The 26,228-nt window shown below is 63.0% G+C and carries 27 protein-coding genes, 2 tRNA genes and 1 riboswitch; of the genes, 4 read left to right on the plus strand and 25 right to left on the minus strand.

Features of this window, described 5'->3' with window-relative positions:
- Positions 1 to 65 precede the first annotated feature (65 nt).
- The 4 genes from nrdF to nrdH all read right to left on the minus strand — a co-directional run bounded on the left by nrdF (position 66) and on the right by nrdH (position 4,088).
- Positions 66 to 1,040: a class 1b ribonucleoside-diphosphate reductase subunit beta gene (gene nrdF / locus RI444_RS12660; RefSeq protein WP_207604548.1), complete on the minus strand. Its 975-nt coding sequence runs from the start codon at positions 1,038 to 1,040 to the stop codon at positions 66 to 68.
- Positions 1,041 to 1,157: 117 nt separating this feature from the next.
- On the minus strand, positions 1,158 to 3,278 hold the full coding sequence (gene nrdE, locus RI444_RS12665; protein ID WP_071416752.1) for a class 1b ribonucleoside-diphosphate reductase subunit alpha: 2,121 nt from the start codon (positions 3,276 to 3,278) through the stop codon (positions 1,158 to 1,160).
- A 32-nt stretch (positions 3,279 to 3,310) separates the two neighbouring features.
- The gene (gene nrdI, locus RI444_RS12670) at positions 3,311 to 3,781 is read right to left on the minus strand and encodes a class Ib ribonucleoside-diphosphate reductase assembly flavoprotein NrdI (RefSeq protein WP_207604547.1); all 471 of its coding nucleotides are present in this window, start codon (positions 3,779 to 3,781) and stop codon (positions 3,311 to 3,313) included.
- A 61-nt stretch (positions 3,782 to 3,842) separates the two neighbouring features.
- Positions 3,843 to 4,088, minus strand: coding sequence for a glutaredoxin-like protein NrdH (nrdH, locus tag RI444_RS12675; RefSeq protein WP_031215987.1), 246 nt, complete (start codon positions 4,086 to 4,088; stop codon positions 3,843 to 3,845).
- A gap of 393 nt (positions 4,089 to 4,481) precedes the next feature.
- Here nrdH and RI444_RS12680 point away from each other — a divergent pair, with 393 nt between their 5' ends.
- Together RI444_RS12680 and RI444_RS12685 are read left to right on the plus strand one after the other, a co-directional pair.
- Positions 4,482 to 5,447 carry a LysR family transcriptional regulator gene (locus RI444_RS12680; RefSeq protein WP_021470663.1) on the plus strand — a complete coding sequence of 322 codons (966 nt, stop codon included), beginning with the start codon at positions 4,482 to 4,484 and terminating at the stop codon, positions 5,445 to 5,447.
- Between the two features lie 52 nt (positions 5,448 to 5,499).
- Complete coding sequence (locus tag RI444_RS12685) at positions 5,500 to 6,003, plus strand: DUF2004 domain-containing protein (RefSeq protein ID WP_021470664.1); 504 nt, start codon at positions 5,500 to 5,502, stop codon at positions 6,001 to 6,003.
- A gap of 22 nt (positions 6,004 to 6,025) precedes the next feature.
- Here RI444_RS12685 and RI444_RS12690 read toward each other — a convergent pair whose 3' ends face one another.
- The 7 genes from RI444_RS12690 to RI444_RS12720 form a co-directional block, all read right to left on the minus strand.
- The gene (locus RI444_RS12690) at positions 6,026 to 7,015 is read right to left on the minus strand and encodes a methylenetetrahydrofolate reductase (protein ID WP_062096968.1); all 990 of its coding nucleotides are present in this window, start codon (positions 7,013 to 7,015) and stop codon (positions 6,026 to 6,028) included.
- A 354-nt stretch (positions 7,016 to 7,369) separates the two neighbouring features.
- Positions 7,370 to 8,107 (minus strand): hypothetical protein, encoded by a 738-nt coding sequence (locus tag RI444_RS12695; protein WP_207604546.1) that lies wholly within the window; start codon positions 8,105 to 8,107, stop codon positions 7,370 to 7,372.
- Positions 8,104 to 9,042, minus strand: a complete 939-nt coding sequence (locus tag RI444_RS12700) for a vWA domain-containing protein (RefSeq protein WP_242703052.1) — start codon at positions 9,040 to 9,042, stop codon at positions 8,104 to 8,106. The genes RI444_RS12695 and RI444_RS12700 overlap by 4 nt, the downstream gene beginning before the upstream one ends.
- Positions 9,039 to 10,040 (minus strand): vWA domain-containing protein, encoded by a 1,002-nt coding sequence (locus RI444_RS12705; RefSeq protein WP_207604544.1) that lies wholly within the window; start codon positions 10,038 to 10,040, stop codon positions 9,039 to 9,041. Before RI444_RS12705 ends, RI444_RS12700 begins: the two co-directional genes overlap by 4 nt.
- Complete coding sequence (locus RI444_RS12710; protein ID WP_207604543.1) at positions 10,031 to 10,486, minus strand: hypothetical protein; 456 nt, start codon at positions 10,484 to 10,486, stop codon at positions 10,031 to 10,033. The genes RI444_RS12705 and RI444_RS12710 overlap by 10 nt, the downstream gene beginning before the upstream one ends.
- Positions 10,476 to 11,372 carry a DUF58 domain-containing protein gene (locus RI444_RS12715; protein ID WP_062096973.1) on the minus strand — a complete coding sequence of 299 codons (897 nt, stop codon included), beginning with the start codon at positions 11,370 to 11,372 and terminating at the stop codon, positions 10,476 to 10,478. Before RI444_RS12715 ends, RI444_RS12710 begins: the two co-directional genes overlap by 11 nt.
- 11 nt (positions 11,373 to 11,383) lie before the next feature.
- Positions 11,384 to 12,391 carry an AAA family ATPase gene (locus RI444_RS12720; protein WP_207604542.1) on the minus strand — a complete coding sequence of 336 codons (1,008 nt, stop codon included), beginning with the start codon at positions 12,389 to 12,391 and terminating at the stop codon, positions 11,384 to 11,386.
- 152 nt (positions 12,392 to 12,543) lie between these two features.
- Between RI444_RS12720 and RI444_RS12725 the strand changes: the two genes are divergently transcribed.
- Positions 12,544 to 12,747, plus strand: coding sequence for a hypothetical protein (locus tag RI444_RS12725; protein WP_370583580.1), 204 nt, complete (start codon positions 12,544 to 12,546; stop codon positions 12,745 to 12,747).
- Positions 12,748 to 12,769: 22 nt separating this feature from the next.
- Here RI444_RS12725 and RI444_RS12730 read toward each other — a convergent pair whose 3' ends face one another.
- Both RI444_RS12730 and RI444_RS12735 read right to left on the minus strand, forming a co-directional pair.
- Entirely contained in the window at positions 12,770 to 14,020 is a 1,251-nt protein-coding gene (locus RI444_RS12730; RefSeq protein WP_242703051.1) for an ROK family transcriptional regulator, read from the minus strand.
- A gap of 179 nt (positions 14,021 to 14,199) precedes the next feature.
- Positions 14,200 to 15,378, minus strand: coding sequence for a class I SAM-dependent methyltransferase (locus RI444_RS12735; RefSeq protein WP_242703050.1), 1,179 nt, complete (start codon positions 15,376 to 15,378; stop codon positions 14,200 to 14,202).
- 193 nt (positions 15,379 to 15,571) lie between these two features.
- Here RI444_RS12735 and RI444_RS12740 point away from each other — a divergent pair, with 193 nt between their 5' ends.
- The gene (locus RI444_RS12740) at positions 15,572 to 15,949 is read left to right on the plus strand and encodes a cupin domain-containing protein (protein WP_031215993.1); all 378 of its coding nucleotides are present in this window, start codon (positions 15,572 to 15,574) and stop codon (positions 15,947 to 15,949) included.
- A gap of 69 nt (positions 15,950 to 16,018) precedes the next feature.
- Here the strand turns inward: RI444_RS12740 and RI444_RS12745 are convergent.
- The 12 genes from RI444_RS12745 to thiD form a co-directional block, all read right to left on the minus strand.
- A tRNA-Ala gene (locus RI444_RS12745) sits at positions 16,019 to 16,091 on the minus strand.
- 175 nt (positions 16,092 to 16,266) lie between these two features.
- Positions 16,267 to 16,339, minus strand: a tRNA-Ala gene (locus RI444_RS12750).
- Positions 16,340 to 16,452: 113 nt separating this feature from the next.
- Positions 16,453 to 16,860 (minus strand): ribosome silencing factor, encoded by a 408-nt coding sequence (gene rsfS, locus RI444_RS12755; RefSeq protein ID WP_062096976.1) that lies wholly within the window; start codon positions 16,858 to 16,860, stop codon positions 16,453 to 16,455.
- A 60-nt stretch (positions 16,861 to 16,920) separates the two neighbouring features.
- On the minus strand, positions 16,921 to 18,246 hold the full coding sequence (locus tag RI444_RS12760; protein ID WP_207604541.1) for a hypothetical protein: 1,326 nt from the start codon (positions 18,244 to 18,246) through the stop codon (positions 16,921 to 16,923).
- A 7-nt stretch (positions 18,247 to 18,253) separates the two neighbouring features.
- A complete protein-coding gene (gene nadD, locus RI444_RS12765; RefSeq protein WP_242703259.1) occupies positions 18,254 to 18,877 on the minus strand; it encodes a nicotinate-nucleotide adenylyltransferase in 624 nt (207 codons plus the stop codon).
- A 55-nt stretch (positions 18,878 to 18,932) separates the two neighbouring features.
- Positions 18,933 to 19,169 (minus strand): hypothetical protein, encoded by a 237-nt coding sequence (locus RI444_RS12770; RefSeq protein ID WP_021470679.1) that lies wholly within the window; start codon positions 19,167 to 19,169, stop codon positions 18,933 to 18,935.
- Between the two features lie 82 nt (positions 19,170 to 19,251).
- Positions 19,252 to 20,616, minus strand: coding sequence for a glutamate-5-semialdehyde dehydrogenase (locus RI444_RS12775; RefSeq protein ID WP_207604539.1), 1,365 nt, complete (start codon positions 20,614 to 20,616; stop codon positions 19,252 to 19,254).
- Positions 20,613 to 21,791, minus strand: coding sequence for a glutamate 5-kinase (gene proB, locus RI444_RS12780; RefSeq protein WP_021470681.1), 1,179 nt, complete (start codon positions 21,789 to 21,791; stop codon positions 20,613 to 20,615). The genes RI444_RS12775 and proB overlap by 4 nt, the downstream gene beginning before the upstream one ends.
- Positions 21,781 to 23,367, minus strand: a complete 1,587-nt coding sequence (gene obgE / locus RI444_RS12785) for a GTPase ObgE (RefSeq protein WP_207604538.1) — start codon at positions 23,365 to 23,367, stop codon at positions 21,781 to 21,783. Before obgE ends, proB begins: the two co-directional genes overlap by 11 nt.
- A 133-nt stretch (positions 23,368 to 23,500) precedes the next feature.
- Positions 23,501 to 23,764, minus strand: coding sequence for a 50S ribosomal protein L27 (gene rpmA, locus RI444_RS12790; protein WP_021470683.1), 264 nt, complete (start codon positions 23,762 to 23,764; stop codon positions 23,501 to 23,503).
- Between the two features lie 58 nt (positions 23,765 to 23,822).
- Positions 23,823 to 24,131 carry a 50S ribosomal protein L21 gene (gene rplU / locus RI444_RS12795; RefSeq protein WP_021470684.1) on the minus strand — a complete coding sequence of 103 codons (309 nt, stop codon included), beginning with the start codon at positions 24,129 to 24,131 and terminating at the stop codon, positions 23,823 to 23,825.
- 343 nt (positions 24,132 to 24,474) lie between these two features.
- Positions 24,475 to 25,995: a bifunctional hydroxymethylpyrimidine kinase/phosphomethylpyrimidine kinase gene (gene thiD / locus RI444_RS12800; RefSeq protein ID WP_207604537.1), complete on the minus strand. Its 1,521-nt coding sequence runs from the start codon at positions 25,993 to 25,995 to the stop codon at positions 24,475 to 24,477.
- Positions 25,986 to 26,084: riboswitch (TPP riboswitch) on the minus strand. (Overlaps the previous gene by 10 nt.)
- Between the last annotated feature and the right edge of the window lie 144 nt (positions 26,085 to 26,228).

Raw genomic sequence — 26,228 nt, forward strand, 5'->3', positions numbered from 1 at the left:
AACGTCAAAGCCCCTCACGCCGGTCAGCGCAAGGGGCTTTGAAACTACCAGAAATCGACAGGAGGCTAGAACTCCCAGTCCTCATCCTCCGTGTTCACGGCCTTGCCGATCACGTAGGAGGAGCCCGAGCCGGAGAAGAAGTCGTGGTTCTCGTCGGCGTTGGGTGACAAGGCGGAGAGGATGGCCGGGTTTACGTCGGTAACGGATGCCGGGAACATGGCCTCGTAGCCCAGGTTCATGAGGGCCTTGTTGGCGTTGTAGTGCAGGAACTTCTTGACGTCCTCGGCCAGGCCGACGCCGTCGTAGAGGTCGTGGGTGTACTGGACTTCGTTTTCGTACAGCTCGAAAAGGAGCTCGAACGTGTAGTCCTTGATCTCCTGCTTGCGTGCCTCGGAAGCCTTCTCCAAGCCCTTCTGGAACTTGTAGCCGATGTAGTAACCGTGGACTGCCTCGTCGCGGATGATGAGGCGGATGAGGTCGGCAGTGTTGGTGAGCTTGGCGCGCGAGGACCAGTACATGGGCAGGTAGAAGCCCGAGTAGAACAGGAAGCTCTCCAGCAGGGTGGAGGCGACCTTGCGCTTGAGGGGATCGTCGCCCTGGTAGTAGTCCATGACGATCTGTGCCTTCTTCTGCAGGTTCTCGTTCTCGAGCGACCAGCGGAAAGCGTCGTCAATCTCCTTGGTGGAGCACAGCGTGGAGAAGATGGACGAGTACGACTTCGCGTGCACCGACTCCATGAAAGCGATGTTGGTGTACACAGCTTCTTCGTGCGGGGTCAGCGCATCCGGAATCAGGGAGACAGCGCCCACGGTCCCCTGGATGGTGTCCAGCAGGGTCAGGCCCGTGAAGACGCGCATGGTCAGCTGCTGCTCTTCCGGTGTCAGCGTGTGCCACGACTGGACGTCGTTGGACAGCGGCACCTTCTCCGGCAGCCAGAAGTTGTTGACCAGGCGGTTCCAGACTTCCACGTCCTTCTCGTCCTGGATCTTGTTCCAGTTGATGGCCTCGACGTGTGTCAGCAGCTTGACCTTCTCGGTCATGTCATCCCCTTAAGCGATGGTTTCTTTAAAGTAAGCGTACGACGGCGGGTGGGAGCCCGCCGTCGTGCTCTTCAGTTTTCAGTGCGGCAGCCGCCGCAATAAATCAACCGATTTCGGTTACAACATGCAACTGACGCAGCCCTCCACCTCAGTCCCTTCCAGTGCGAGCTGGCGGAGACGGATGTAGTAGAGCGTCTTGATGCCCTTGCGCCATGCGTAGATCTGCGCCTTGTTGATGTCACGCGTGGTGGCGGTGTCCTTGAAGAACAGCGTCAGGGACAGGCCCTGGTCCACGTGCTGCGTGGCAGCGGCGTAGGTGTCGATGATCTTCTCGTAGCCGATCTCGTACGCATCCTGGTAGTACTCCAGGTTGTCGTTGGTCAGGTACGGAGCCGGGTAGTAGACGCGGCCGATCTTGCCTTCCTTGCGGATTTCGATCTTGGCGGCCACCGGGTGGATGGAGGACGTGGAGTTGTTGATGTAGCTGATGGAACCGGTAGGCGGAACCGCCTGGAGGTTCTGGTTGTAGATGCCGTGCTCCATGACCGAGGCCTTGAGCTCGCGCCAGTCATCCTGGGTGGGGATGTGGTGGCCGGCGAAAAGTTCGCGGACGCGCTCGGTAGCCGGAACCCATTCCTGCTCGGTGTACTTGTCGAAGAACTCACCGGAAGCGTACTTGGACTTCTCGAAACCGCCGAAAGTCTGGCCGGTCTCGATGGCCAGCTTGTTGGAAGCACGGAGGGCGTGGAACAGCACCGTGTAGAAGTAGATGTTGGTGAAGTCCAGGCCCTCTTCGGAGCCGTAGTGGACCCGCTCGCGGGCAAGGTAACCGTGCAGGTTCATCTGGCCGAGGCCGATCGCGTGGCTCTGCGCATTGCCCTGTGCGATGGACGGCACGGAGTTGATGTAGGACATGTCGGACACGGCGCTCAGTGCACGGATGGAGGTCTCGATGGAGAGGCCGAAGTCCGGGGAATCCATGGTCTTGGCGATGTTCATGGAACCGAGGTTGCAGGAGATGTCCTTGCCAACGGTCTCGTAGCTGAGGTCCTCGCCGTAGATGGACGGGGTGGAAACCTGCAGGATCTCGGAGCAGAGGTTGCTCATGGTGATCCTGCCGTCGATCGGGTTGGCCCGGTTCACGGTGTCTTCGAACATGATGTACGGGTAGCCGGACTCGAACTGGATCTCCGCGAGGGTCTGGAAGAACTCGCGGGCGTTGATCTTGGACTTCTTGATCCGGGAATCGTCCACCATCTCGTAGTACTTCTCCGTGACGGAGATGTCGGAGAAGGGCACGCCGTAAACGCGCTCGACGTCGTACGGGGAGAAGAGGTACATGTCCTCGTTCTTCTTGGCGAGCTCGAACGTGATGTCCGGAATCACGACACCCAGGGACAGGGTCTTGATACGGATCTTCTCATCCGCGTTCTCGCGCTTGGTGTCCAGGAAGCGGTAGATATCCGGGTGGTGCGCGTGCAGGTACACAGCACCGGCACCCTGGCGGGCACCGAGCTGGTTGGCGTAGGAGAAGCTGTCTTCGAGAAGCTTCATCACAGGGATGACGCCGGAGGACTGGTTCTCGATCTGCTTGATCGGGGCACCGTGTTCACGGATGTTGGTCAGGGACAGCGCAACACCGCCGCCACGCTTGGAAAGCTGCAATGCGGAGTTGATGCCACGGGCAATCGACTCCATGTTGTCCTCGATGCGCAGGAGGAAGCAGGAGACGAGCTCGCCGCGCTGGGCCTTGCCGGCGTTGAGGAATGTGGGGGTGGCCGGCTGGAAGCGGCCGTCGATGATCTCGTCCACCAGGCGGGTGGCGAGCTCTTCGTTGCCCCGGCCGAGGTGCAGGGCAACCATGCAGACGCGGTCTTCATACCGCTCAAGGAAGCGCTTGCCGTCGAAAGTCTTCAACGTGTAGGACGTGTAGAACTTGAAGGCGCCAAGGAAGGTCTCGAAGCGGAACTTCTTCTTGTAGGCGCGGTTGAAGAGGTCACGGATGAAATTCATCGTGTACTGGTCGAGGGTTTCACGCTCGTAGTACTGGTTCTTCACCAGGTAATCGAGCTTCTCTTCCAAGTCGTGGAAGAACACGGTGTTGTTGTTCACGTGCTGCAGGAAGTACTGGTGCGCGGCTTCGCGGTCGGCTTCGAACTGGATCTCTCCGTTCGGGCCGTACAGGTTCAACATGGCGTTGAGCTCGTGGTAGCCCAAGCCCTTATAAGCCTCGGGCAGTGGCTTCTTGGCCGATTCCACGGCGCTTCCGGCTACATCTGTTTCTGCGACAGTCGTGTCCAAAACTTTTCCAATCCGTCGTTGACACGGATGACGTCTTCCGGCGTCCCCATGAGTTCAAACCTGTATAGATGCGGCACCTTGCATTTGGCGGCGACGATGTCCCCGGCTGCGCAATAGTTGTCCGCGAAGTTGGTGTTCCCCGCACCGATAACACCGCGGATCAGTTCCCTGTTCCGCGGGTTGTTCAAAAACCTGATGACCTGCTTGGGCACAGACCCCTCGCCGTTGGTACCGCCATACGTGGGCAGTACCAGGACGAAAGGTTCAAGGGCTTCGAGCGGGGCGTCCTGGGCGTAGAGGGTAATGCGCGCCGCATCCCTGCCCAGCTTTTGAACAAAGCGTTTGGTGTTTTCCGAAGTGGAGGAGAAGTAGATGAGGTGACTCCTCGTGGTGACAGCTTCCGTCGCTTTGCGTACGGTTGCCGCTGCCAGCGGTGCCATGGGAGTCACCTCGACTACATAGGAATTCTTAGTGTGTTGCAGTGGTGTAGGTCAAAGACCTTTAGGCCACGGAAGAGGACACGGACTGGGCCAGTTCCTCGATCTTGTCCGGGCGGAATCCGGACCAGTGGTCCTGCTCGGTGACCACGACCGGAGCCTGCATGTAACCCAGTGCCTTCAGGCGTTCCAGGGCCTCTGCATCCTGTGAGATATCGACGCTTTGGTAGGCGATACCCTTCTTGTCGAGCGCACGGTACGTCGCGTTGCACTGAACACAGGCCGGCTTCGTGTAAACCGTAACGGTCATGATCACTGTCCCCTTAGTTAAAGTCTGTTGCTTGGGCTGGCTTCCTGCTCAATCCGTAAATCGATACTACATGTAGTGCATGCGCCCCACCGGGACCCCAAGATGATGTATTACAAGTATGTCATTCAATCCACCGGTAGTCCACAGGCAGAGGCCCTCAAAATGTCCGGGATTCCGCCGAAGTGAGAGATGAAATCCACAAGCTGTGGAGTACTTAGCCACATTTAATCTCCAGCGTGTCGCCGCCACACGGCGTGTCGTGACACTTTGAAAACTGTGGTCCGGGCAACAGCAAGCTTTGCTGTCGGTAGACATCGGGAGTACGGTGTCCGAGGTGCCCGCAGGCGTGCACTCCCCAGCAAAGCCGGGGCAGAACGAGCAAAAGGACAGCTGATGGTCAACCTTCTCCATCTCCGAACGCTTTTGGAGGTCACCCGGCTGGGTTCGTTCGCGGCAGCAGCAGCACAGCTCGGCTACACAGCCTCCGCCGTGTCACAGCAGATGGCGGCGCTGGAACGGGACACGGGAGTTGAGCTCTTTCAGCGGTCAGCCCGCAGCGTAGTGCCGACGGAAGCCGCCCTGACCATGACCCGCCATGCTTCCAAGGTCCTGACCGACGTCGAAGCCTTGATGGCTGCCGCATCCCGGACCAACGACTCCCCCGCCCAGGAACTACGGCTCGGCATTTTTCCCAGCCTGGCCACCTACGTCCTGCCCGACATCCTCCGCAACGAACGCTGGAACGGCCTGGGCATCGAACTCAAAGTCTCAGTAGCCGAACCCGCCCAAACCATTCAGGGTCTCAGGAGCGGTGGCGAGCTGGACGTGGCTTTGGTCTATCAAGTGGGCCAGTCCGGCCTGGCCTGGCCGCATTCGCTGGAACGCCAGTGGATCGGCGACGACGACTTCCGCGTAGTCCTTCCGGCCTCGTGGAAAATCCGCGAGGACGCCGACATCGAGGCCGCGCACCTTTCCGATATGCCGTGGATCGTGCACCACCCCGGAACAAGTGACGCGTTGGTGATTGAGCGCCTGTTCGCAAGCTGCAACCTGCACCCGCGCGTGGTGGCCTACAGTGACGACTTCCACGCCAGCCTCGAAATGACCGCTGCCGGTCTTGGCGCGTCGCTGGTTCCGGAACTGGCGCTGCGCAACCGGCCGTCCGGCGTCGTGGTCCTCGACGTCCCGGACATCCGGCTGGCCCGTAACGTTTTCGCTTTGCTGATCAATGAAAAGCGGACGGCGCAAGTGCAACTCTTCACCCAGCTCCTGGCCGATACTCTTCGCGGGACCACCGGCAGGAGCGGGTTGGCGCCGTTGAAATCCGTACCGGCCAAGGCTTCCCCGCGTCGACGGTGAAATATCCACAAGTTGCTGGAACCCTCTGCTTGATCGGGGTTAGATTGATCACATGGGCAAGGTAGCGAGCAAATATTTTGGGGAGATAGAGCTCAACCACGGGCGGGACCACTGCTTTGAGGCCAAACATGACCTGAGTGGCGCTCCGCTTCGGCTGGACTTGAATGTCACGGCGCACGACCATTTCGACGAGGCCGCGCTGCGCAAAATGGACTACCGCCTGAGGTTCCTGCCGGAACTGGTGGACCAGGTCCGGGAAATGATCGCCGAGGAACTCGACCAGGACGGAACCAACCCCCAGCAGTTCCTCCACTTCCACTGCTCCCAGCTCAAGGAAGAGCAGTTGGAGTCCGTCTTCGGCGTGCGCGACAAGTCCCAGCTCACCAACGACGTTTTCCTCAAAGCCCTGAAACTGGGCCACGTGGCCATCTATCCGGGTCAACCCGAGCGCTATTTCGTGCTTGATTTCACGCTGGGCTCGCACTTCACGGATGAAGTGCTGGTAGTGGCCGCGGATGAGGACGGCGTGGTGGATGACGAGATTCTTTGGGAATAAACTGCTCACCGCGAAGGGTGTGTCAGATAGCGAATTCCTCGTGGCGGACCGGCTCAGGGGTAGGTGACACGGGCTGCGCACGGAACGTCGGCCTCGCTGGGCGTGGCAAGGCGAGCTTGTCCAGGACGTCCAGCGCGTGGGCGTGCTCGTTGAAGGTGTACAGATGAATGCCGGGCGCACCAGCGTCCAGTGCCGCATTGGCAAGGTCCACCGTGGCGGCCACACCAATCCGGCGCTGCTCAGCTTCGGTGTCCGCCGCGGCCAGGCGCTCCATCAGGTGCGCTGAAGGGTCGACGCCGGCCAGCTCACCAAGGCGCTTCAGGCGCCTGAGGCTCGTGAAGGGCATGACCCCGGGAATGATGGGAATGGTTACCCCGGCCCGCCGTGCCCTGCTCACCAGGTTCGAGTACTCGTGCGCTTGGAAAAACACTTGCGTGATGGCAAAGTCCGCGCCGGAACGCTGCTTGGCCAAGAGTACTTCAACATCATGTTCAACGCTGGGCGACTCGGGATGTTTGGCGGGGTACGCAGCAACCCCCACGGCGATCTTTCCCGCACAGAGCAACGCGGTGCGGCGTTGCTCTACGTGGCGGACGAGCTCAATGAGATCTTGCGCGTACCTCAGCGAACCGCTGGGCGGAAGCGTGCCGTCCTGGGGCAGGTCCCCCCGCAGCGCGAGGATTCCGCGAACGCCGTGGTCAAGAAGTTCGGCAATGATGTCGGCCAGCTCGGCCGGGGTGTTGCCCACGCAGGTCAAGTGCGCCAAGGGCCGTAGCGTGGTTTCAAGCAGCAGCCGGTTGATCAGGTCAACGGCGGTGTCCCGGTTGGAACCGCTGGCACCATAGGTCACCGAAACGTAGTCGGGATCGGTGGCTTCCAGTTCGCGGATGGTGGTCCACAGGGTTTCTGCGGCTTTCGGGGAACGCGGCGGGAACAGCTCGTAGGACAGTGCGACGGGAGCGGTTGCGGCGGAAAGGTTTGAATGAGTGTCGGTAAGGGTTGGTGGCGACATTTGCGTCCTCGGCTGTTCGTCCACGAACGTCTACCCCCGGGCCAAGGGGCCGTCGGTAGATGTTCGGTGAATTGAGTTGGGGATACACGAAAAGGGCCCCAGCAGGCCGCAGCCGCGACTGTTACGCCTGGAGTGAAACTTTCCGTGTGCAAATGTCAGGCCCACATGGGGGCACCCACACCCTCCTCACCACCCTTGCGGGGCGGATCCAACGGAGGATCGCTGACACGTTACCGCGGTAACTTGATGACGACTCTAGGACGGCAGCCCGGGACTCTTCAACTCGGGCTCCGAATTAAGACGCACTTTTACGCCTTACCCTTGATACTTCGTGAACTTTATTCGCCGAAATGGTCACCAAGGCCTGTCCACTCCCGGATTGTCGGGACCGTTGAGGTACCTGTCCCGGTCCTGGCCCTCCTGTCGCTCACGCTGTGCCTGCTCAGCGGACTCCTGCAGCTTCCGAAGCTGTTCCTGTTGCGGAGGAGCCGGCGACTGCCCGGGTGGAGGAGACGCAGCCGCCTCCGATGCGCCGCTGCCCGCTTTCTTGCGCACCAGTCGCGCTTCGGCCGAATCCAAGGCATCGCCCTCACCGTCGGCGTTGGCCGGTCCCTCGTGGCGGCACGCCGGCGGAGACTCCTGCACTACCGCCAGCGCTTCAGCGAAAAGCGTCCCGGCATCCGGCGTCTGCGCTTCGGCTGCCGCATCTCCCAACTTCTCAATACTCAAGGCAAGGTTCACCCGGACCTTGCACTCATCAATTCCGGGATTCGCGGACAGCGCGGACGCAAAGTCCTTCCTCGCCGCAGCGAAGTCACCAGCCAAGGCATGGGCGTCACCGGATGCGACATACGCCTTATGCGGTTCGAGCACGTTGGCGTAAAGCAACCACCCGGAAGCCCTGCCCAGGCTCTCCTCCTGTCGGGCGGCAAATGCTTCGGATGCGCTTGCGCCCAGCACACCCACGCTCAGAAGCTTGGCGGCCACGGCGAGCGCCGCCAGGGCAGGGACCGCGGACCACAGCGCGAGCCGCCTCTTCCGCCGTCGGGCATTGTGGCGGCTCCCTTCACGGGTGCCGGCGTCACGGGTCATTGTGTCCTCCCCGGGCGTAGGCTCCGCAGGGAGACGGCGTGCCGCATGGGTTCGTGAAGAAGGAGCAGGAATGCCCCGAAGGCCATCAGCCAGTACAACTCCGCCCTGCCCGGGCCGCCTACCGTTGTGCCTGCGAGCACTCCCGGCTCTGCTTTGGTGAGCAATTCGGCGGTACCTTCGTCCCCGCTGCGGTGCGCATAGGGCAGGTTGAGCTGCGCGGCGATGTTCCTGAGGGCGCCTTCGTCGAGCCGGGAGACGCCGTCGACGTCTTTCATGCGCCCGCCCTGGGCGGTGCCGTAACCGAGTACCGCTCCCCCGTTGATGCCGGTAGCGTCAACGGGCAGCCGTTCGGGGGGCGTGGCGGACGTGTTTTCGCCGTCGCCGGCGTAGAAGACCAGGGCGGGCCTTCCCGGTTGTTGCATCTGTGCGGCGGCCAGCCTGTCCTTGAGCAGCCTGCCAGCGCTGGTGATGCTGCTGCCCGCAGCAAATCGGGGCGCTTGGGGTTGCAGGGTGGCCATGGCGGTTTGGAGTGCGGTGGTATCCCGGCTGAGTGGCATTCGGACGGTTGCCTGGTTGTCGAAGGTGATGAGGCAGAACCTGGCTCCGGCCAGTTCCTTGGCGATGCTTGCCACGTCCTGTTTGGCACCGGCCAGCCGGGTTTCGCTGCCGTGGTAGTCCTCGGCGCTCATGCTGGTGCTTGTGTCCACCAGGATGAACACGTCCAGGTCGGCGGCCGCCGTGGTGCCTCCTGCCCCGGCCCACCCCGGGCGGAGAGCAGCCAGGAGCAGGAGTACGACGGCGGCGGTGCGGGTGATGGTGGAGCGTACCTCTTGCTTGGGTTGCTTGCCGTACAGAGTTAGCCAGGTACCGAATGCAAGGACGAGGAGCACCGCGGCTGCGAGGTAGGGCCACGGAACGATGGGGGCAAAGGTCATAGCCCGTGCCTCCATCCCAGTACCAGCAGTCCCATGCCGGCGAGCGCTGCGATACCGAGGGGCCAGGCGGGGTTGTCCGTAATGATGGATACGGGCGCCGCGCGGTAGCTCGTGGCTTCGGTTTCCTGGACCTTGGTGACGATGCCGGGCACGGCCTCCGGGCTGTCCAGCGTGTAGTAGCCGCCGCCGGTGGACTGGGCTGTTGCCCTTAGCCGGGCACCGGGTTGCTCGGCGTCATCACCGTAGTCGAAATCACCGGGGTTGATGGCGTGGACTTTGATGTTTTTCTGCTGCGCGAGGGCGCCTGCCTCCTCGAGGGTAAAGACGGGGTTCCCGGAGAGGAAGTTATCGGTCGCCAGGACCACTGACCGGGAACGCTGTGCTTCGCCTGTCAGGGAGCTTGCGCTGGGGTCGGCTTCAGCGTCGGGGAAGCTTTGGACACACGAGGCCAGCCCGTCACCGATCAACGATGAGCCGCCCCTGTTCCACGTGCCGTCAAAGAAGGCTCCGGCTCCGCTGTCCAAGGCCTTGCGGGCTTCGCCCAGTTGTTCAACGGCGTAGTCGTAGTCGTCGGTCAATGGAAAGAGCTGGACGCTGCTGCTGTCGAAAATGACCATGCCGATGCGCTCGCCGTCGAACTCTTCCGCGAGCCGCTGGAAGACTCCGACCAACGCAGCATCCGTGCTGGTCATGGATCCGGAGACATCGAGGCACAGCACAATGTCACGGTTCCGTACTTCGGGTTGGTCGGTGGTCCGCTGTGTTGGCCTGGCGGCGGCGGTCACCGCGCCGGCAAGGAAGATGGCGCTGAGTACCAGCGCACTGGTGAGTGCGCGTCGGTGGTGGCGCAGTGCCCGCTGGTATTCGGGCAGGGCGGTGAGCCGGTCCGCGTGTGCAACGGGCCGGTCCTTTCCGGCGCGCCGGCGCCGGTGCAGCAGCCAGGCCACGGCCGCGGCAACTGCGGCCAGCGGCAGCATCCACCAGAATGTCAGTTCCATTCCAGCACCGCCCGGCGCGCTGCGTCCGCGGATTCACGGATGGACGCACTGGTTGTTGGTGCGAACTCCGCCGGGTAGATGCCTGCAACCGCCCTGGTGAAGGGCGCGAGGCCGCCGCCTTCCAGTTCGGCAAGCGTCATGTGCGTGGCCGGTTGCTTCGTGACCGCTGATGCGAAGTCGCGCACAAGGAAGCTCAGCCTCTGGTGGGCGTCGCGCTCACCGAGGGTTCCGGCGTCGACGTCGGCTGCCACGGCGTCTATGGCCGCAAGGCACGATGCACGCAGCCCCTCCACATCGGGAGGCGCCGCTGCGGTTGCGGTCCTGCGTCGGGAGGGCAGGAACAGCCAGGCGTACCACGCGGCCACCACCACCAGCAGCACCACACCCAGCCACAACCAGACGTCCTGGTAGAGGAGCGGCCCGTAGAAACCGGAGTCATCCTGCATGTCTCCCCCTTCCGGCCTTGTGGCGTTCCAACAGCGAGAAGACAGCAGCAAGGACTTCCCCGCTGCTGCCCGCTTGCTCCTCGGCAATTCCAAGACGTCGGAAGACCTCCCGGCGCTCCTCCTCGCGCCGGAGCATGGCTGCGGCGTAGGCGGCCCTGACCTCCGGTTTTGCGGCGAGGCCGGCGGGGATGGTGGACCCCTCCTCCACGTCCCTGCTCGTGGCGGCGGGCCCCTCGAAGGCAAGCACAGCGTCCTTGACGGTGAACCACAGAACCTCATGCCGGCCCGCCAGCCGTCGGAGGAGGTCCTGGGCACGGGCATCGGGCATGAACTCATCAGCCACCCCCACAATGAGCAGGCGCCCTTTCAAGTACCTCAGTGCGTAGTCGAGGTGTTTTGCCATGGCGCTCGCAGGGGCGTCCGGGGTCACGGCATCGTACACCCGGCGGAGGAGGCGTTCCAGCTGGTCTTCGCCCCTCTTGGGCGGCACGTAGTGCGTGCCTTCCGCTGAGCCGTGCAGCAGGCCGACGTCGTCACCGTGGCGCACCGCGAGGTATCCCAGCACACCGGCCGCATCCACCGCGATGTCCCGTTTGGTTTCGCCCGAGGCGGCCTCGGCTGCCATGGCCCGGCCTGTGTCCACCAGCAGCAGGACTGAATGCCGGCGCACGGCCGTGTACCGCTTAACCAGCGGTGATCCGTGCCGGGCAGTTGCCTTCCAGTCGATATCCCGGATTTCGTCTCCCGGGACGTAGGATCGCAGGTCATCGAAGTCGAGGCTTCGGCCCTTGAACACGGAGCCGTATTCTCCGTCCAGGAGGGTCATGGTCTTGCGGTGGGCGAAGATGAACATCTTCGACTTCACGCGTTGAAGCAGGCTCGGCACCTTGTTGCCCGCTAAGGGGTCTGCACGGCAGCGAGGACGGCGTCGATGACCGTCTCAACGGAGACTGCCTCCACAACCGCATCGAAGCCCAACACAATGCGGTGGCGAAGGATCCGGTGCGCCAATTGCTTGACGTCCTCGGGTAGGACGTGGTCACGTCCGTTGAGGAGGGCCAGCGCCCTTGCGGCCTGACTGAACGCAATGCTTGCCCGGGGGCTCGCGCCGAACTCAACCAGCCGGGCCAGCCTGGGTTCAAGATATTGGGAAGCGTTGCGTGTGACGTACGCCAACCCGACGATGTAGCGGACGATCGCGGGGTCGATGTAGACGCGTCCCACCAGCGTCTGGAGCTGAACCACCGAGTCAAGGGACGCAGCGGCCGGAGGTTTGCCTGCGGGGTCGAACACGCCGGCGTCTATCCGCCGGATAATTTCGGCTTCTTCAGCCGGAGAGGGATATTCCAGGACATCCTTGAGCATGAAGCGGTCCATCTGGGCTTCGGGCAGCCTGTAGGTCCCCTCCTGTTCAATCGGGTTCTGGGTGGCCACTACCAGGAAGGGCTGCGGAAGGGGGTAGGACTGGCCGCCGATGGATGTCTGCCGTTCCTGCATGGCCTCCAACATGGCACTCTGGGTTTTGGCGCTTGAGCGGTTGATCTCGTCGAGCAACACAATATTGGCGTGCACCGGACCGAGCTGCGTGATGAAGGTTCCCTTGGCGGCATCAAAGATCTGGGTCCCGGCGATGTCGCTCGGCAGGAGGTCGGGGGTGCACTGGATCCTTCGGAAATCGGCGCTGACGGCGTCCGCCAAGGCCTGCGCTGCGGTGGTCTTGGCCAGCCCCGGGACACTTTCCAGGAGTACATGGCCGCCCGTCATGAGTCCGATCAGGAGGGTCTCACGGAGCCGTTCCTGGCCCACCACCTTGGCGTCGAAGCTGCGGCTTATGCTGCCCGCGAGTTGCTGTGCCCGGGCCATTTCCGGTGCTTCGATTCCGGCCGTGGCTGTGTTCTGAAGCACGCGTGGTCCCCTCATTGGCATTCAATGTCCGTACCGGGTCCCGGCGTAACGCCACGGGTCCCGATATTTGGCCACTCTATCCAAGCCGCCGCCTTGAATGCTTGCAATGGGGACCCCTCCCCATGCGGACGCCGGAGGTCTATCCTTTTGCCATGCATCAGCTACCAGCCGCTTACCAGAGGTACCTCGACAGCCAGAACCAGCACGTCATTGATGCCGTGCGTCCCGTGTTGCTGCAGTCAGCCGCCGACCAAAGGCATGGGGTCCGCATCACGTACAATCACGGCCCAACCGGGCACCAGGCCCATTTGGACGAGTCCATCCCCTACGGCGAAATCGTCGAGGACATCGACTAGTTTCCTGACGCTGCGGTGGGCATCAGCCTTCCAGCAACAGCCTCTGCGCCCTCGGGGCCAGCGTGTGCTCGAGGACCAGGCACGCCGCTCCAATGGCGCCCACGTCCTCACCCACGCCCGAGCCCACCACGTCAATGCCATGGATCATCCGGGCAGCGCTGTTCTCGGTAATAAGGGCAGGGACACGGTCCAGGAAGTACTTGGACATCCTCCCCCAGAAAGGTCCGCCGAAAACCACACGCTCGACATCGAGGGTATTGGTCACCACGGAAACGGCCCTGGCCACCAGCACCGCCGACTTCTCCAGGATGGCCACAGCCCGCTCATCGCCGGCATCGGCTTTGTCGCACAACATTGCATAGCGTTCCTGCACGGCCGGAGCGTCCGCGCCCTCAGCGTGCCCATCCAGCACACCCTGCGCTTCAGCCTCCGCCACCAGCACCTGCGGGATGCAGGAGGACTTCACGCAACCACGGAGTCCGCAGTCACACTCAGGACCATCGGGATCCACGATGATGTGGCCTATTTCGCCGGCGTTTCCGGACGTGCCGCGGACAACTTCGTCGTTGAGCACCAGCCCGCAACCGATGCCGGTTCCCATGTACATGAACACGAAACTGCCGGCGCCACTGACCCCGCCCGCCCAGGTCTCCGCCACCGCGGCACTGGTGACATCCTTGTCCACGAGGGTTTCCAGGCCTGTGGCTTCAGCGAGGGCTTCGCGGATGCTTACCCTGTCCCAACGGGTCAACAACGGCGGCTCCACCACCGAGCCTTCATTGAGATCGATCGGGCCAGGAACGGCTACGCCCAGGCCGGCGATCTTGGACTCATCCACCCCGGACTCGTCGATGAGGCCCCCGATCTGCTCCGCGATCCCGGTGATCACCAGGGCCGGGTCGCCGCCGGGGGTGGCCATCCGGGAATGCCGGACAACATCACCCAAGAGATCCAGCACAACGAACGTGATGACTGCGGGATCCAAGTGGACTCCCACGGCATACATGCCGGAAGGATTCAGCCGCAGGATGGTCCTGGGCTTGCCCGGACCGGAGCCTTCCTTGCCGGCTTCGACAATGAGTTCCTGGTCCAGCAGGCGCCGCGAAATGTTGGAGATCGTCTGCGGGGAAAGGCCCACGACCTTGGCCAGTTCCACACGGCTAAGCCCGCCCGGGGAGCGTCGGATTGCTTCAAGGATGACCGTCAGGTTGAAGTCACCCATGCGGGGTAGGTTCGTTCCGCGCCTCGGTGCCGGCGTCCGGGTCTCAGTCACGGATTCCCCTTGTCTAGAGAAACAACTCATTGATGTTGACGTTTGTCAGAATCGTACGTCAGCCCCCTTCAGAGGGATATGCACGCCTTGAACTGAATGGGAAACGGGTACGACGACATTGAATTCTATGTGACGTCCCCCGCACTCCTGTGTTTCATGACACCGCCGGGCGCGGCGTACTACCCCCTCACGCTGCGGGTCACCGTGAACTTGGGATTGCGGCCCACCACCACCGTGTCCCCGATCAACCGCTCCAAGGCAGCGCGGTACTGCAGATGGGAGTTATAGACGGTCCAGAGCTCTCCACCGCGGGCGAGAACCCGTGCGGCGGCCTCGAACATCTTCAACGCTGCACCGGCGTGGACGCTCGTTCCAAGGTGGAAAGGCGGATTAAGGAGGATGAGGTCGGCACTGGCCGGTTCGAAGGTGGACATGGCATCGTCATGGATGACCGTAACCTGGCCGCCGACGGCGTTCGCCTCAACGGTTCCCCGCGCCGAGGCCACTGCTGCGGCCGACTGGTCCGTAGCCCGCACGCGGGCCACCGGGTGCTTCCGGGCGTACATCGTGGCAAGGATCCCGGTTCCGCAGCCCAGGTCCACCACTCTCGCCGCTTCCGGCATTTTGTCCAGGAACGTCAGGAGGTACCGCGTTCCGATGTCCAGCCGCGCTCCGGAGAACGCAGCACCATGGGCGCAAACGTCTATGCCAAGTTCGGGGACGTGCTGCGTCACGGGATACGGCGCAGGTCCTGCCGGGGGTTTGGGGTCCGTAGCCAAGAGCACCCGCGACTTCCGGCGCGCCAATTGGGGCTGGACACTGGAGAAGTACTTCTCCAGCACAGCGTTCATCGACAGGGACATGTGTTTGGCCCTTCCGCCTGCAAGCAAGACCGCATCTTTGGCTGCATGGCGCGCAACGGCGTCGACGATTTCCTCCAGCTCAGCCAGCGACTTCGGCAACTGCAGAAGTACCAGCCCGACCCCGGCGAACAGTTCGGGAACGAGCTCGAAGGTCTCGTAGCGGCCTTCCAGGCCGGCCGCAGCGGCGTTGCGTTCCAGGGCCACCCTGCCCGTGTACAGGTCCTGATGGACACTGACGTGCCCGACGCCGGGTCCCGCCACTGTGCCGAGAGTCGCCACTGCATCAAGAGTCTCCACTGCACCCAGGGCCAGGGCCCCGTAGCGGTCGCCAATGACGGCAACGTCAATCCCCTCGCCCACGAACTCAGCAGCGTGATCCAACAACAGCCTGTCAGTAGCGTCATACGCCAAGAGGTTGGGCGCTTCCACATCCGGAAACCTGCCAAGGCTGCTGAACAGTGCCTCGAGGTCGGCCACGGCCACGTCCTTACCCACTTTCCTTCATGATTGGTCCTGCAGTTGTTGAACAGGAAATTCCTGTGCCATGCCCCTCGACTTCGACGCCTGGCGGGAGGATGGTTGGTTCTGCAACCGACTATCGCCCATCCTTGGGCACTGGTCCCGGCCAGCCCGAGAGCCCGGCACCGGGTCCATCACCAAAACGGCTCCCCTCCCCTGCGAGCAAGCCATGAGTGTCAATGTTGTCACGCAACTCCAAGTGAAATCCCACAACTCGCCCGACGAATCACGCCGGCCTGACAAGACTACGGTGGACGTCGTTACTGTTGGCGACTACACAGTCGGAAGATACACGTTCGAGCCGGGGTGGACCTGGGCCGAATGCATCAAACCCGTGGTGGGGACGGACACCTGCCAAATGAGCCACGTTGGGTATTGCGTCTCCGGGGCGCTGGACGTCGAAACTACCGACGGCGGGAAAATCAGTATCTCCGCCGGTGATTCCTACACCATTCCCCCAGGCCACAACGCCCGGGTGGTAGGCGACCAGCCGTTCCAAGGCATCGAGTTCCTCAGCGCAGCCGACTTCGCCCGCCCCTCGGAGTGACGAACCGTCCTGTGTATCCGGCACGAACGAAAAAGGCTCCGCTCAAATGAGCGGAGCCTTTGTCCGAAGTGGAGCTGAGGGGACTCGAACCCCTGACCCCCTGCATGCCATGCAGGTGCGCTACCAGCTGCGCCACAGCCCCGGACTGATTGCCTCTTGGAAGTTCCCTTCCTGCCGAAGCAACTCGTCAATACTACATACAAGTTTCCCAGATGCGAAATCAGGGAAGTTGATGTGGATCACACAGGCAGATTGATCCTGATACAGAAAAATCCTCCCTGCCCCGGACTCAGTCCGCGGTAGGGAGGATTTGTTTGTGGAGCTGAGGGGACTCGAACCCCTGACCCCCTGCATGCCATGCAGGTGCGCTACCAGCTGCGCCACAGCCCCATATTCGCGTTGTTCGGTTTCAGGCCTTTCAGCTCTTCCGGCCGAAGCAACTCAAATATCTTAGAACAGCGTTTTCGGTAATTCCAAATCGGGCATATTCCGAGGTGAAAGCGTTAGCTGAGCTCGGACTCGTCACCCGATGCAGCCTTAGCCGATGCGTCGTCGCCGAGTTCAAGGTCAACCACAGGGCAGTCCTTCCAGAGGCGCTCCAAAGCATAGAACACGCGGTCTTCGGCATGCTGGACGTGGATGACGATGTCCGCGTAGTCGAGCAGCACCCAACGGCCTTCGGAACGGCCCTCGCGGCGCACCGGGCGGAGATCCTGCTTCAGCAGTTCCTCTTCGATCCCGTCAACGATTGCATTGACCTGGCGTTCCGTGGGCGCGGAAGCGATCAGGAAGATATCGGTCAGCGCCAGGCGCTCACTGACGTCCAGGGCAACGATGTCCTCGGCCAGCTTCTCGGCCGCGGCGCGCGCAGCGTGGCGGGCGAGGGTAATGGATTGTTCGTGTGCAGACAAAGGTACTCCTTGTTGTGGCCGAACGGCCGCTATTTGTGGCAAACGCCGTTGTCAGCGGGTCTAGCCGCTGGTGATCATGATGATGCCGACGATCAGGGCGATAAGCCCAGCCGCCAGGACGCCGTACTGCAACAACCTGTTGCGCTGCGCACGGGCCAAACCTGCGGTGCCGGCATCGAGGGGGTCGAGCCCATAGGCTGTGCTCGCGGACACCGGCGCCCGCTCGGCGTCCTGCCCGGATTCGACGACGGAAGTGCGCTTGCGGGCGTTCCGCGCCACAGCCTCCGCGCGGGCCAGTACACCTGCACGGCCCCGGGGATTCCGGGCGGGCCCCTGCTTGGTTTCGGTCGTCGGGTTGGGAGAGGTAACGAGCGGCACGAAAGTGGTGCTCGGCCGCTTCATCACCGGACGTTCCACTCCCGGAACCTTCACGAATTCCAAAGGGGTGACCATGGCCAGGTTGTTCGCCGTCGACGGCCCGGAATCGAGGGTCGGAGACTTTGCCGCAGATTGCTTAGCTGCGGCAGGTTTGCCCTGGTCCCCGGATTTCTCCTGCCGTGCCTGTTCAGCCAGCTTCTGCTTGGCGGCGGCACGCTTATTGAGGACGGCAGCCCGCTCCGCCAGAGCGATCTGCTGCGCCAGAACCTCAGGATCCACGGCAAGGGGGTCCTGCTCGGCGATGTGCTCCAGTTTGGACGTCTGGTTCTGCACCTGCGCGGCAATCAACTCGCGGACGGCGAGGGCCTGTTCGACCGACATATCCGCCTCGGCCGGCGCGGATCCGGGCGTTTCAGGCGCTGGTTTTCCAACCCCTGGCTTTTCCTGGGCCGGCGTCGCAGTTCCCGACGTCGCAGCGCCCGGCTTGGCCGGGGCGCCAGGGGCCGATATGCCCTTCACGTCTTCCTTGGCTACGCCTGCGGACGTAGAACCCGCTGGCGGAACAATGGGGTTGGCCGACGTCGCCATCTCGGCCTGCAACTGTTGCAGGCGAAGCTGCCTACGCGTGGGCGGACCACCGCCGGAAAGCTGCTCTTCCTTGTCAGCCAGTTCCTTGATGGCGCGCAACGCTGCACGGTCGCGGGCGCGGATCTGCGAGGAACGTTCGGCCGCGGCCGACGAGACGGCATCAACCGGGGCATCGGCGGCCCGACGATTCCGTGCAACACCTGCTGGGCGGTTGGCCTGTTGCTGCTGGGCGGGCTTCGCTTCAGCCGTCTGGGCCCGGGCAGGACTGGCCACGGCAGGCTGGGTTTTAGCGGGTTGGGCTTGAGCAAGCTTAGCTTGGGCAGGCTGGGCTTCAGCAGGCACCGAAGCTTGCGCCTGCTCTTCCCGGGCACGTCGAAGTTCGCGCCTGCTGCGGATGGGTCGCTGTTCCTGGCTGCTCATTAAAAACTCATTCAGTACGTGCTTGGTCGTCTGATCCGGTCAGTGCTGGTGCCAACTCTGCTGCGTCCGGGTGCGGTGCGTACAACCCGTACTTGGCGATGTACTGTACAACCCCGTCAGGTACCAGGTACCAGACCGGGTTGCCCTCGTTCACGCGGTTTCGGCAATCGGTGGACGAGATGGCCATGGCAGGTACCTCAAGGAGGCTGACATCCTCATCCCGTCCAAGGTTGTGCAACTCGTGCCCCGGCCTGGTGACGCCCACGAAGTGCGCCAGGGACCACAGTTCGTCCACATCTTTCCAGGACAGGATGTGCGCCAGTGCGTCCGCGCCGGTGATGAAGAACAGGTCGGCATCGGGGCGCTGCTCGCGGAGGTCACGGAGGGTGTCAATGGTGTACGTCGGACCGGGCCGGTCAACGTCCACCCGGCTCACCGTGAAGCGGGGATTGGATGCCGTGGCGATCACCGTCATCAAGTACCTGTGCTCAGGCTTGCTGACCTCTTTGTTCGACTTCTGCCACGGTTGTCCCGTAGGCACGAACACGACTTCGTCCAAAGCGAACTTGGCCGCAACCTCACTGGCAGCCACAAGGTGACCGTGATGGATGGGATCAAACGTTCCACCCATCACGCCCAAGCGGAGCCTGCGCTCCGAATCCCCGCGCGGTGTTGCAGCGATGATGTTAGTGGCCTGCGTGGTGGGTGTGCTTGTTGGGGTGCTGGCGGTGCGGGTCCGCGTGCTCCTCGACGGCCTCGTGGCGGTTACCGAGGTTGGTGTAGGAAAGAGTCACAAACATGAGGACAAGCAGGATGGCGAACATCACGATCCCGAAGACCCACGGCTCGGCCCAGAGCGGAGCGGGCTCGTGGCCGCCTTCAGTTTGGGCGGCAATGGACGTGGCGATCTGCTGAAACAGCATCTTCTCCCCTAGTTGGTTCTCAAGAAATGACGACGGCGGGCGTTCCCGCCGTTCCGGACTTCTGTTCTATGTTACAGCGTTGCTAGCTGCGGACCTGGCCCTCGCCTTGGACGATCCACTTGGTGGTGGTCAGTTCCGTCAGGCCCATGGGTCCGCGGGCATGCAGCTTCTGGGTGGAAATGCCTACCTCGGCACCAAGGCCGAGTTCCCCGCCGTCGGTGAACCGCGTGGACGCGTTGACGATCACTGCAGCAGAATCCACTTCCGCAATGAACTTCTCGGCATTGGCGAGGTTATTGGTGAGGATGGCCTCCGTGTGCCCCGTGGTCCAGGTACGGATGTGCTTGACCGCTTCGTCCAGGGAGTCCACCATGGCAACGGCCAGGTCCAGATCCATGTATTCGGTAGCCCAGTCCTCGTCGTCCGCGGGCACCGTTTCGACGTCGGGGCCCAAGGCAGCAGCAATGCGTTCGTCAACATGAAGCCTGACGCCGGCTGACCGCAGCGCCTTCGCCACGGCAGGGAGCACACTGGCGCCCGAGTGAACCAACAGCGTTTCCACCGTGTTGCAGACGCTGGGCCGCTGGGTCTTGGCGTTCAGCAGGATCTCCACCGCCATCTTTTCCGAGGCGGATTCATCGATGAAAATGTGGACGTTCCCTTCACCCGTCTCAATGACAGCCACGGAGGAGTTGGTCACCACGGTCTGGATAAGGTCACGCCCACCACGCGGGATGAGTACATCCACCTTGCCACGGGCACGCATCAGGACGTTGGCGCCTTCGCGGCCGAACTGGTCCACGGTTTGGACAGCATCCGCCGGAAGCCCTACGGAATCCAGGGCTTCACGCAAGATGCGCACAAGCGCCTCGTTGGTATGGGCAGCGGCCGAGCCACCGCGGAGGATCACGGCGTTGCCGCTCTTGAGGGCCAATCCGGCAATGTCCACGGTGACGTTCGGGCGGGCCTCGTAGATTGCGGCCACAACCCCCATGGGTACGTTCACCTGGCGCAGGCGCAAACCGTTGGGCAGGGTCTGGCCGCGGACCACGTTGCCCACGGGATCAGGGAGGCCTGCGAGGTTCTCCAAAGCCGCAACGAGTCCCTCAATGCGTGCAGGCGTCAGGGTAAGCCGGTCAAGGAGGGCAGCGGAGGTGCCGTTGGCCTTGCCTGCGGCGACGTCTTTGGCGTTGGCCTCCAGGACCTGCTTCTGCTGCTCCAGCAAGGCTGCTCCGATGGCACGGAGCGCGCGGTCCTTCCAGGCCCGGTTGGCTTGGCTCATGCGGCGGGCAGCCTTGCGGGACCGGTCGGCGATCGCGTAGACCGCGCTTTGGACATCTTCGGGCGTAACCGGGACAGCGCCTGCCACGGGGCTTGCCGGCGTCTGGCCGGAAGCACCGGAAACGTCGGAAGTCACAAGGGCATCAGGGGTCAGCGCTTCAGTCATGCTCCAAGTTTAGATGAGCGGGGCGCGCGCACGAGCACCAAGTCATCAACATGAACAACTTCACGGTCATAGCCGCGGCCCAAGGCTTGACCCAGTTCCTGCGTGGTGCGCCCGAGCATGCGGGGAAGCTCCTCGGAGGAATAGTTGACCAGGCCACGGGCGACGACTGTTCCGTCCAGGCCCACCATCTCCACGGGGTCGCCGGCTTCGAATTCGCCTGTGATGTTCGAAATGCCCGCGGGCAGGAGTGACCTGTGCCTGTCGCGCACGGCCTTCACTGCGCCGTCGTCGAGCACCAGGCGTCCCCGGACAGTGGCAAGGTGGGCCAGCCACAAAAGCCGGACCGGCTTGCGGTTGCCGTTCACCGCGAACCAGGTTCCAACGTCCTCGCCCGCGAGGGCGGCTGCGGCGTTGGCGGTGGACGTCACCAAGGCGTGGATTCCGGAGCTTGCGGCGATGGAGGCAGCCTCAACCTTGGTCATCATCCCGCCGGTACCCACTCCGGCTTTGCCGGCCTTGCCGATGGTGATGCCTTCCAGGTCCTGCGCTCCGCGCACCAGGGAAATGCGCTTCGCACCGTGGGCGGGCGGCCCGTCATAGACGGCGTCGACGTCGGACAGGAGCACCAAGGCATCGGCGCGCACCAAGTGGGCCACCAAGGCCGCAAGGCGGTCGTTGTCGCCAAAGCGGATTTCGTGCGTTGCGACGGTGTCGTTCTCATTGACCACCGGAACGACTCCGAGGTTCAGCAGCCTGTTCAGGGCACGGAAAGCATTGGTGTGCTGGGTCCGGCGCATCAGGTCGTCTGCGGTGAGCAGGACTTGGCTGACGGTGACTCCGTGGGCGTTGAACGCCTGCGTGTACCGCGCCATCAACAGCCCCTGCCCAACACTCGCGGCAGCCTGCTGGGTGGCCAGGTCCTTGGGACGCTTGGCCAGGCCCAGGGGCGCCAGCCCCGCCGCGATGGCACCGGAGGAAACCAGGATGATCTCCGCACCGGCATTGCGCTTCCCTGCCAGGGCATTCACCAAAGCGGTAAGCGACTTCTCGGAAATACCGCCCTTGATGCTGGTCAGCGACGAGGAACCCACCTTGACGACGATGCGCTTGGCTTCGGCAAGCTCGCGGCGCTGGTGGAGGCCTGCTTCCGGTGCTTCGAAAGTGCTAGTCGTCATCACCGTTGTCCAGGTTGCTTTCCTTGACGGTTTGGGCACGACGGCGGCTGGCGGATTCCGTCCAGATGCCCGCCTTGCGCTCGGCTTCCAGTTCGGCGCGCGCGGCAGCCTTGGCCTCGCGGCGCTCAAGCTGCTCCTCACGCTTCTGGGCACGGGTGGGACGATCGCCGATGTCTGCGATGCGGATGTCCGTGCCACGCGGAGTGGCAAGGAGTTCGGCACCGGCCATCATGGTGGGTTCCCAGTCGAAGACGACGCCGTCGTCTTCGCCGATCACCACGGTGTCTCCGGGCTTGGCCCCGACCTTGAAAAGTTCGGTTTCCACGCCCAGCTTGGCAAGGCGGTCGGCGAGGTAGCCGATAGCTTCCTCGTTGGTGAAATCAGTCTGCTTGACCCAGCGCACGGGCTTTTCACCCAAAACGCGGAAGAGCGGCTCGAGGTTCTTCTCCTCGCGGCGGATCCGGAAACCGGCCTCGTTGACGGCGCGCGGCCGCAGGACCTGCGGGGCAGCCTTGGGCGGTGCAGCCTTGACGGCGTCACGGGCAGCCTTGACGATCTCGGCCATGGCGAAGCTGAGCGGGCGCAGGCCTTCGCGGCTGGTGGCCGATACTTCGAAGACGCGGTAGCCGCGGGCTTCGAGGTCCGGCCTGACGAATTCGGCCATGTCCTTGCCGTCCGGCAGGTCCACCTTGTTGAGCACCACCAGCTTGGGGCGTTCGTTCAGGGGAACCACTTCCCCGTCCACTCCCGCGTAGCTCATGTCAACGGCGTACTTCTCAAGTTCCGCTTCAATGATAGCGAGGTCGGACAGCGGGTCCCGGTCCGATTCGAGCGTTCCGCAGTCCAGCACGTGCACCAGCGCCGCGCAACGTTCGACGTGGCGGAGGAAGTTGTGGCCAAGGCCGCGGCCCTCGCTGGCGCCTTCGATGAGCCCGGGCACGTCCGCGATGGTGAAACGCACGTCGCCGGCCTCGACCACGCCCAGGTTAGGCACCAACGTGGTGAAGGGGTAGTCGGCAATCTTGGGCCGGGCTGCCGACATCGCGGCAATCAGGCTTGATTTTCCGGCAGAAGGGAAACCGACCAGGGCGATGTCGGCGATGGACTTCAGCTCCAGGACGATGTCGCTGGATTCTCCCTCGATTCCCAGGAGGGCGAACCCCGGAGCGCGGCGCTTTTGCGAGGAGAGTGCTGCGTTGCCCAGTCCCCCGATGCCGCCGGCAGCTGCAACGAACTCGGTGCCTTCTCCGACCAGGTCTGCCAGGACCTTTCCGTCCTTGGTCTTGACTACCGTGCCGTCAGGAACGGGAAGAACCAGTGTTTCCCCGTTCTTGCCGTCACGCCAATCACCCATGCCAGGGCCGCCGTTGGTGGCGTGGCGGTGCGGGGCATGGTGGTAATCAAGGAGCGTGGTGGTCTGGCTTGAGACACGGAGGATGACGTCGCCGCCATTGCCGCCGTTGCCGCCGTCGGGCCCGCCCAGCGGCTTGAACTTCTCGCGCTTGACGGAGACACAGCCATGGCCGCCGGTACCGCCTGATACGTGCAGGACTACCCGGTCTACAAAGCTCGCCACGTGAATCTCCTCTATTGCTGTCAACAGCGCGAACGCCTTGCCCAGTGCGCCTGGCGCCCTGAACGATTGTAATGCGGTTAAAAGAACAGTGGAGCGGACCTGTTGGCCCGCTCCACCGGTTCAGAAAGTGTTGTTACTCTGCGGCAGCAGCAGCAACGATGTTCACCACGCGACGGCCACGGCGAGTACCGAACTCAACCGCACCGGCTTCGAGGGCGAACAGGGTGTCGTCGCCACCGCGACCGACGCCTGCACCGGGGTGGAAGTGGGTGCCACGCTGGCGAACGATGATTTCGCCTGCGGAAACTACCTGGCCACCGAAACGCTTGACGCCGAGGCGCTGTGCGTTGGAGTCACGACCGTTGCGAGTGGAGCTCGCGCCTTTTTTGTGTGCCATGTGAAATGCCTGCCTCTAAATTTCTGGGGAAACTGAAATCTGAACTACGTAACGGACGTTACGCGATGCTCGTGATCTTGATCTTGGTCAGTTCCTGACGGTGACCCTGGCGCTTCTTGTAGCCGGTCTTGTTCTTGAACTTCTGGATGACAATCTTGGGACCGCGGAGGTCTTCCAGGATCTCAGCCGTGACCTTCACCTTGGCCAGGTCCGCAGCAGCGGAGGTGACCTTGTCGCCGTCAACCAGGAGCAAGGCGGGCAGCTCAAGCGTGCTGCCGGCTCCACCGGGGACGCGGTTCAGAGTTACGTAGTCTCCAACGGAAACCTTTTCTTGGCGGCCGCCTGCGCGGACAATCGCGTACACCACTTGGGTACTCACTTCTCTCGACGTTTCTTACTAAATTTGCGTGCGGAACCCCGAACCGGAATCAGGCCTGGTTCACGCTGTGCCTCAACGCCGTGGACTTCAGATCGAAGCCCGCGAGTCATCCCATGAACAATTCCAAGGGGCATAACCCAAGTGTTGGCGTAAGCACCGAAGATCAAGATTACGCTAGTTTGACCTTCAGCTGCAAATGAGGCCGGGTCCGGAAGCCACCACGTGACGCTTGTCACCAGTAGGAACGGACGTTCCCGGCACCGTGCCCATACAGCTTACAGCCTCTACGTGGCCTTGCCGTTGATTTCCCGTCCGACGCGCGGCGTCCGTGTTACGAATGCAGTCTTGGGGCATCAAAGAACGCGGTCTCGTAGCGGCAGGACTGGACGAAGGCTTCCTTCATGGCAGCCCGCTCACGGCCGGATGCCGCAGCTGCTGCGGCATCCGTGAGAGCAATCGCCTTCCGCGTCGCCTCCGCAAAATCCTCGTCCGCATAGGTCCTCAGCCAATCCGCGTAGGGATGGTTCTCCGGGGAACCGGCCTGGACGAAGTCGGCGTGCAGTTGCTGCCCCACTTCCGCATACAGCCAGTAGCAGGGCAGGACCGCAGCAAGCAGGACGCCGTAGCTTCCCGAAGCAGATGACGCCATCAGATGGTCCACGTAGGCCTTGGTGACTGGGCCGCTCTGCGTCGTCGCTTCACGGCCGCTCAGCCAGTTCCGGTGCAATTCGGATTCCACGTCAAGGCACTGTTGGGAACCCCGGGCCCAGAACAGCTGCTCTTCTTCGGTCGGGGCGAGGGCACCTGCCCGGGCAAGCACCCTGGAATACCCGTTGAGGTAAAGGGCGTCCTGGGCCAGGTAGTAGCTGAACTCGGACTCCGGCAACTCCCCGGACCCCAAGTCCCGTATGAAGGCAAGCCCGTGGATGGCTTCCAGCTCCACGGCGGCTTCCTTCCACAGGAGGGTAGCGAAGGCCCCGGGCCGGGATGATTCCCGGAGATGGTGGAAATGGTGGATCGGACCGCTCCCCTGGCCCACTTCAAGATCGTCAGCCCTCATCAGAGCCTCGCGCAACCAGGGCTTGACTTCCCGCAGGGACGCCTCCCAATCTCCTGTTCTTGCCTGGACAGTGGCCAGGGCCGAGGACAACGAGCAGCCGGTGCCGTGGCTGTTCCGTGTCTGAACACGCGGTCCCCCGACTTCGATCACGTCCTGACGCAGCAAACCGCTGGTATTGATAAGCGCATCCGGACACTGCGCCCCCGGCAAGTGGCCTCCCTTGACCAGCACCGTATTGCCGCACTCCCCGGCCAACCGTTTGCCCTGGTCCAGCGCCGCGGGCCAGTCCTGCGCTTCGGGCTCCCCCAGCAGCATGGCCAGTTCCGGAAGGTTGGGTGTAATGAGGTCCGCCATGGGCAGAAGGTCACGCAAGGCTGCCTCGGCTGATTCCCGCAGCAGCCGGTCACCGCTGGTGGCCACCATCACCGGGTCCAGGACCACGACGGCGGGACGTACCTTGGCAAGCCAGGTCCGGACCTCGTTGATGACGGCGGCATCACCGAGCATCCCGATCTTCACGGCGTCGATAACGACGTCGCTGCTGACGGTTTCCAGCTGCCGGCGGAGGAATTCCACCGGCGGCACATGCACACCGCTGACGCCCCGCGTGTTCTGGGCCGTCAGCGCGGTGATGGCGGCCATACCGTAGCCGCCGTGCGCAGCAATGCTTTTAAGGTCCGCTTGGATCCCCGCCCCGCCGGAGGGGTCCGAACCTGCAATGCTCAACACCCTCGGATGTGTACGGATGACCGCTGGCAACGGATAAACAGCAGAAGACGACATTGAAGTCATGGAGACATCCCTTCGCCGGTGCTAACCGGACAGGTTCAACGGGTCTGGATCTCAGCCCGGCCCTATGCCCGGCACCCCGTGTCAGTGTCCTAGCCTAGCCCGGAAGCCCCTCACGCCGGGAACCCCGGCGGCTAACGGCCTGGATATGACCCCAGCGGGCGGATGATGACCCGTTGCACGACGAAGGCCGCACAGCATGCGCTGCGCGGCCTTCGTTCCACCTGTGTCTTCAG

The organism is Paenarthrobacter sp. AT5, assembly GCF_032764245.1.
In the GTDB taxonomy this organism is placed as follows: Bacteria; Actinomycetota; Actinomycetes; order Actinomycetales; family Micrococcaceae; genus Arthrobacter; species Arthrobacter ureafaciens.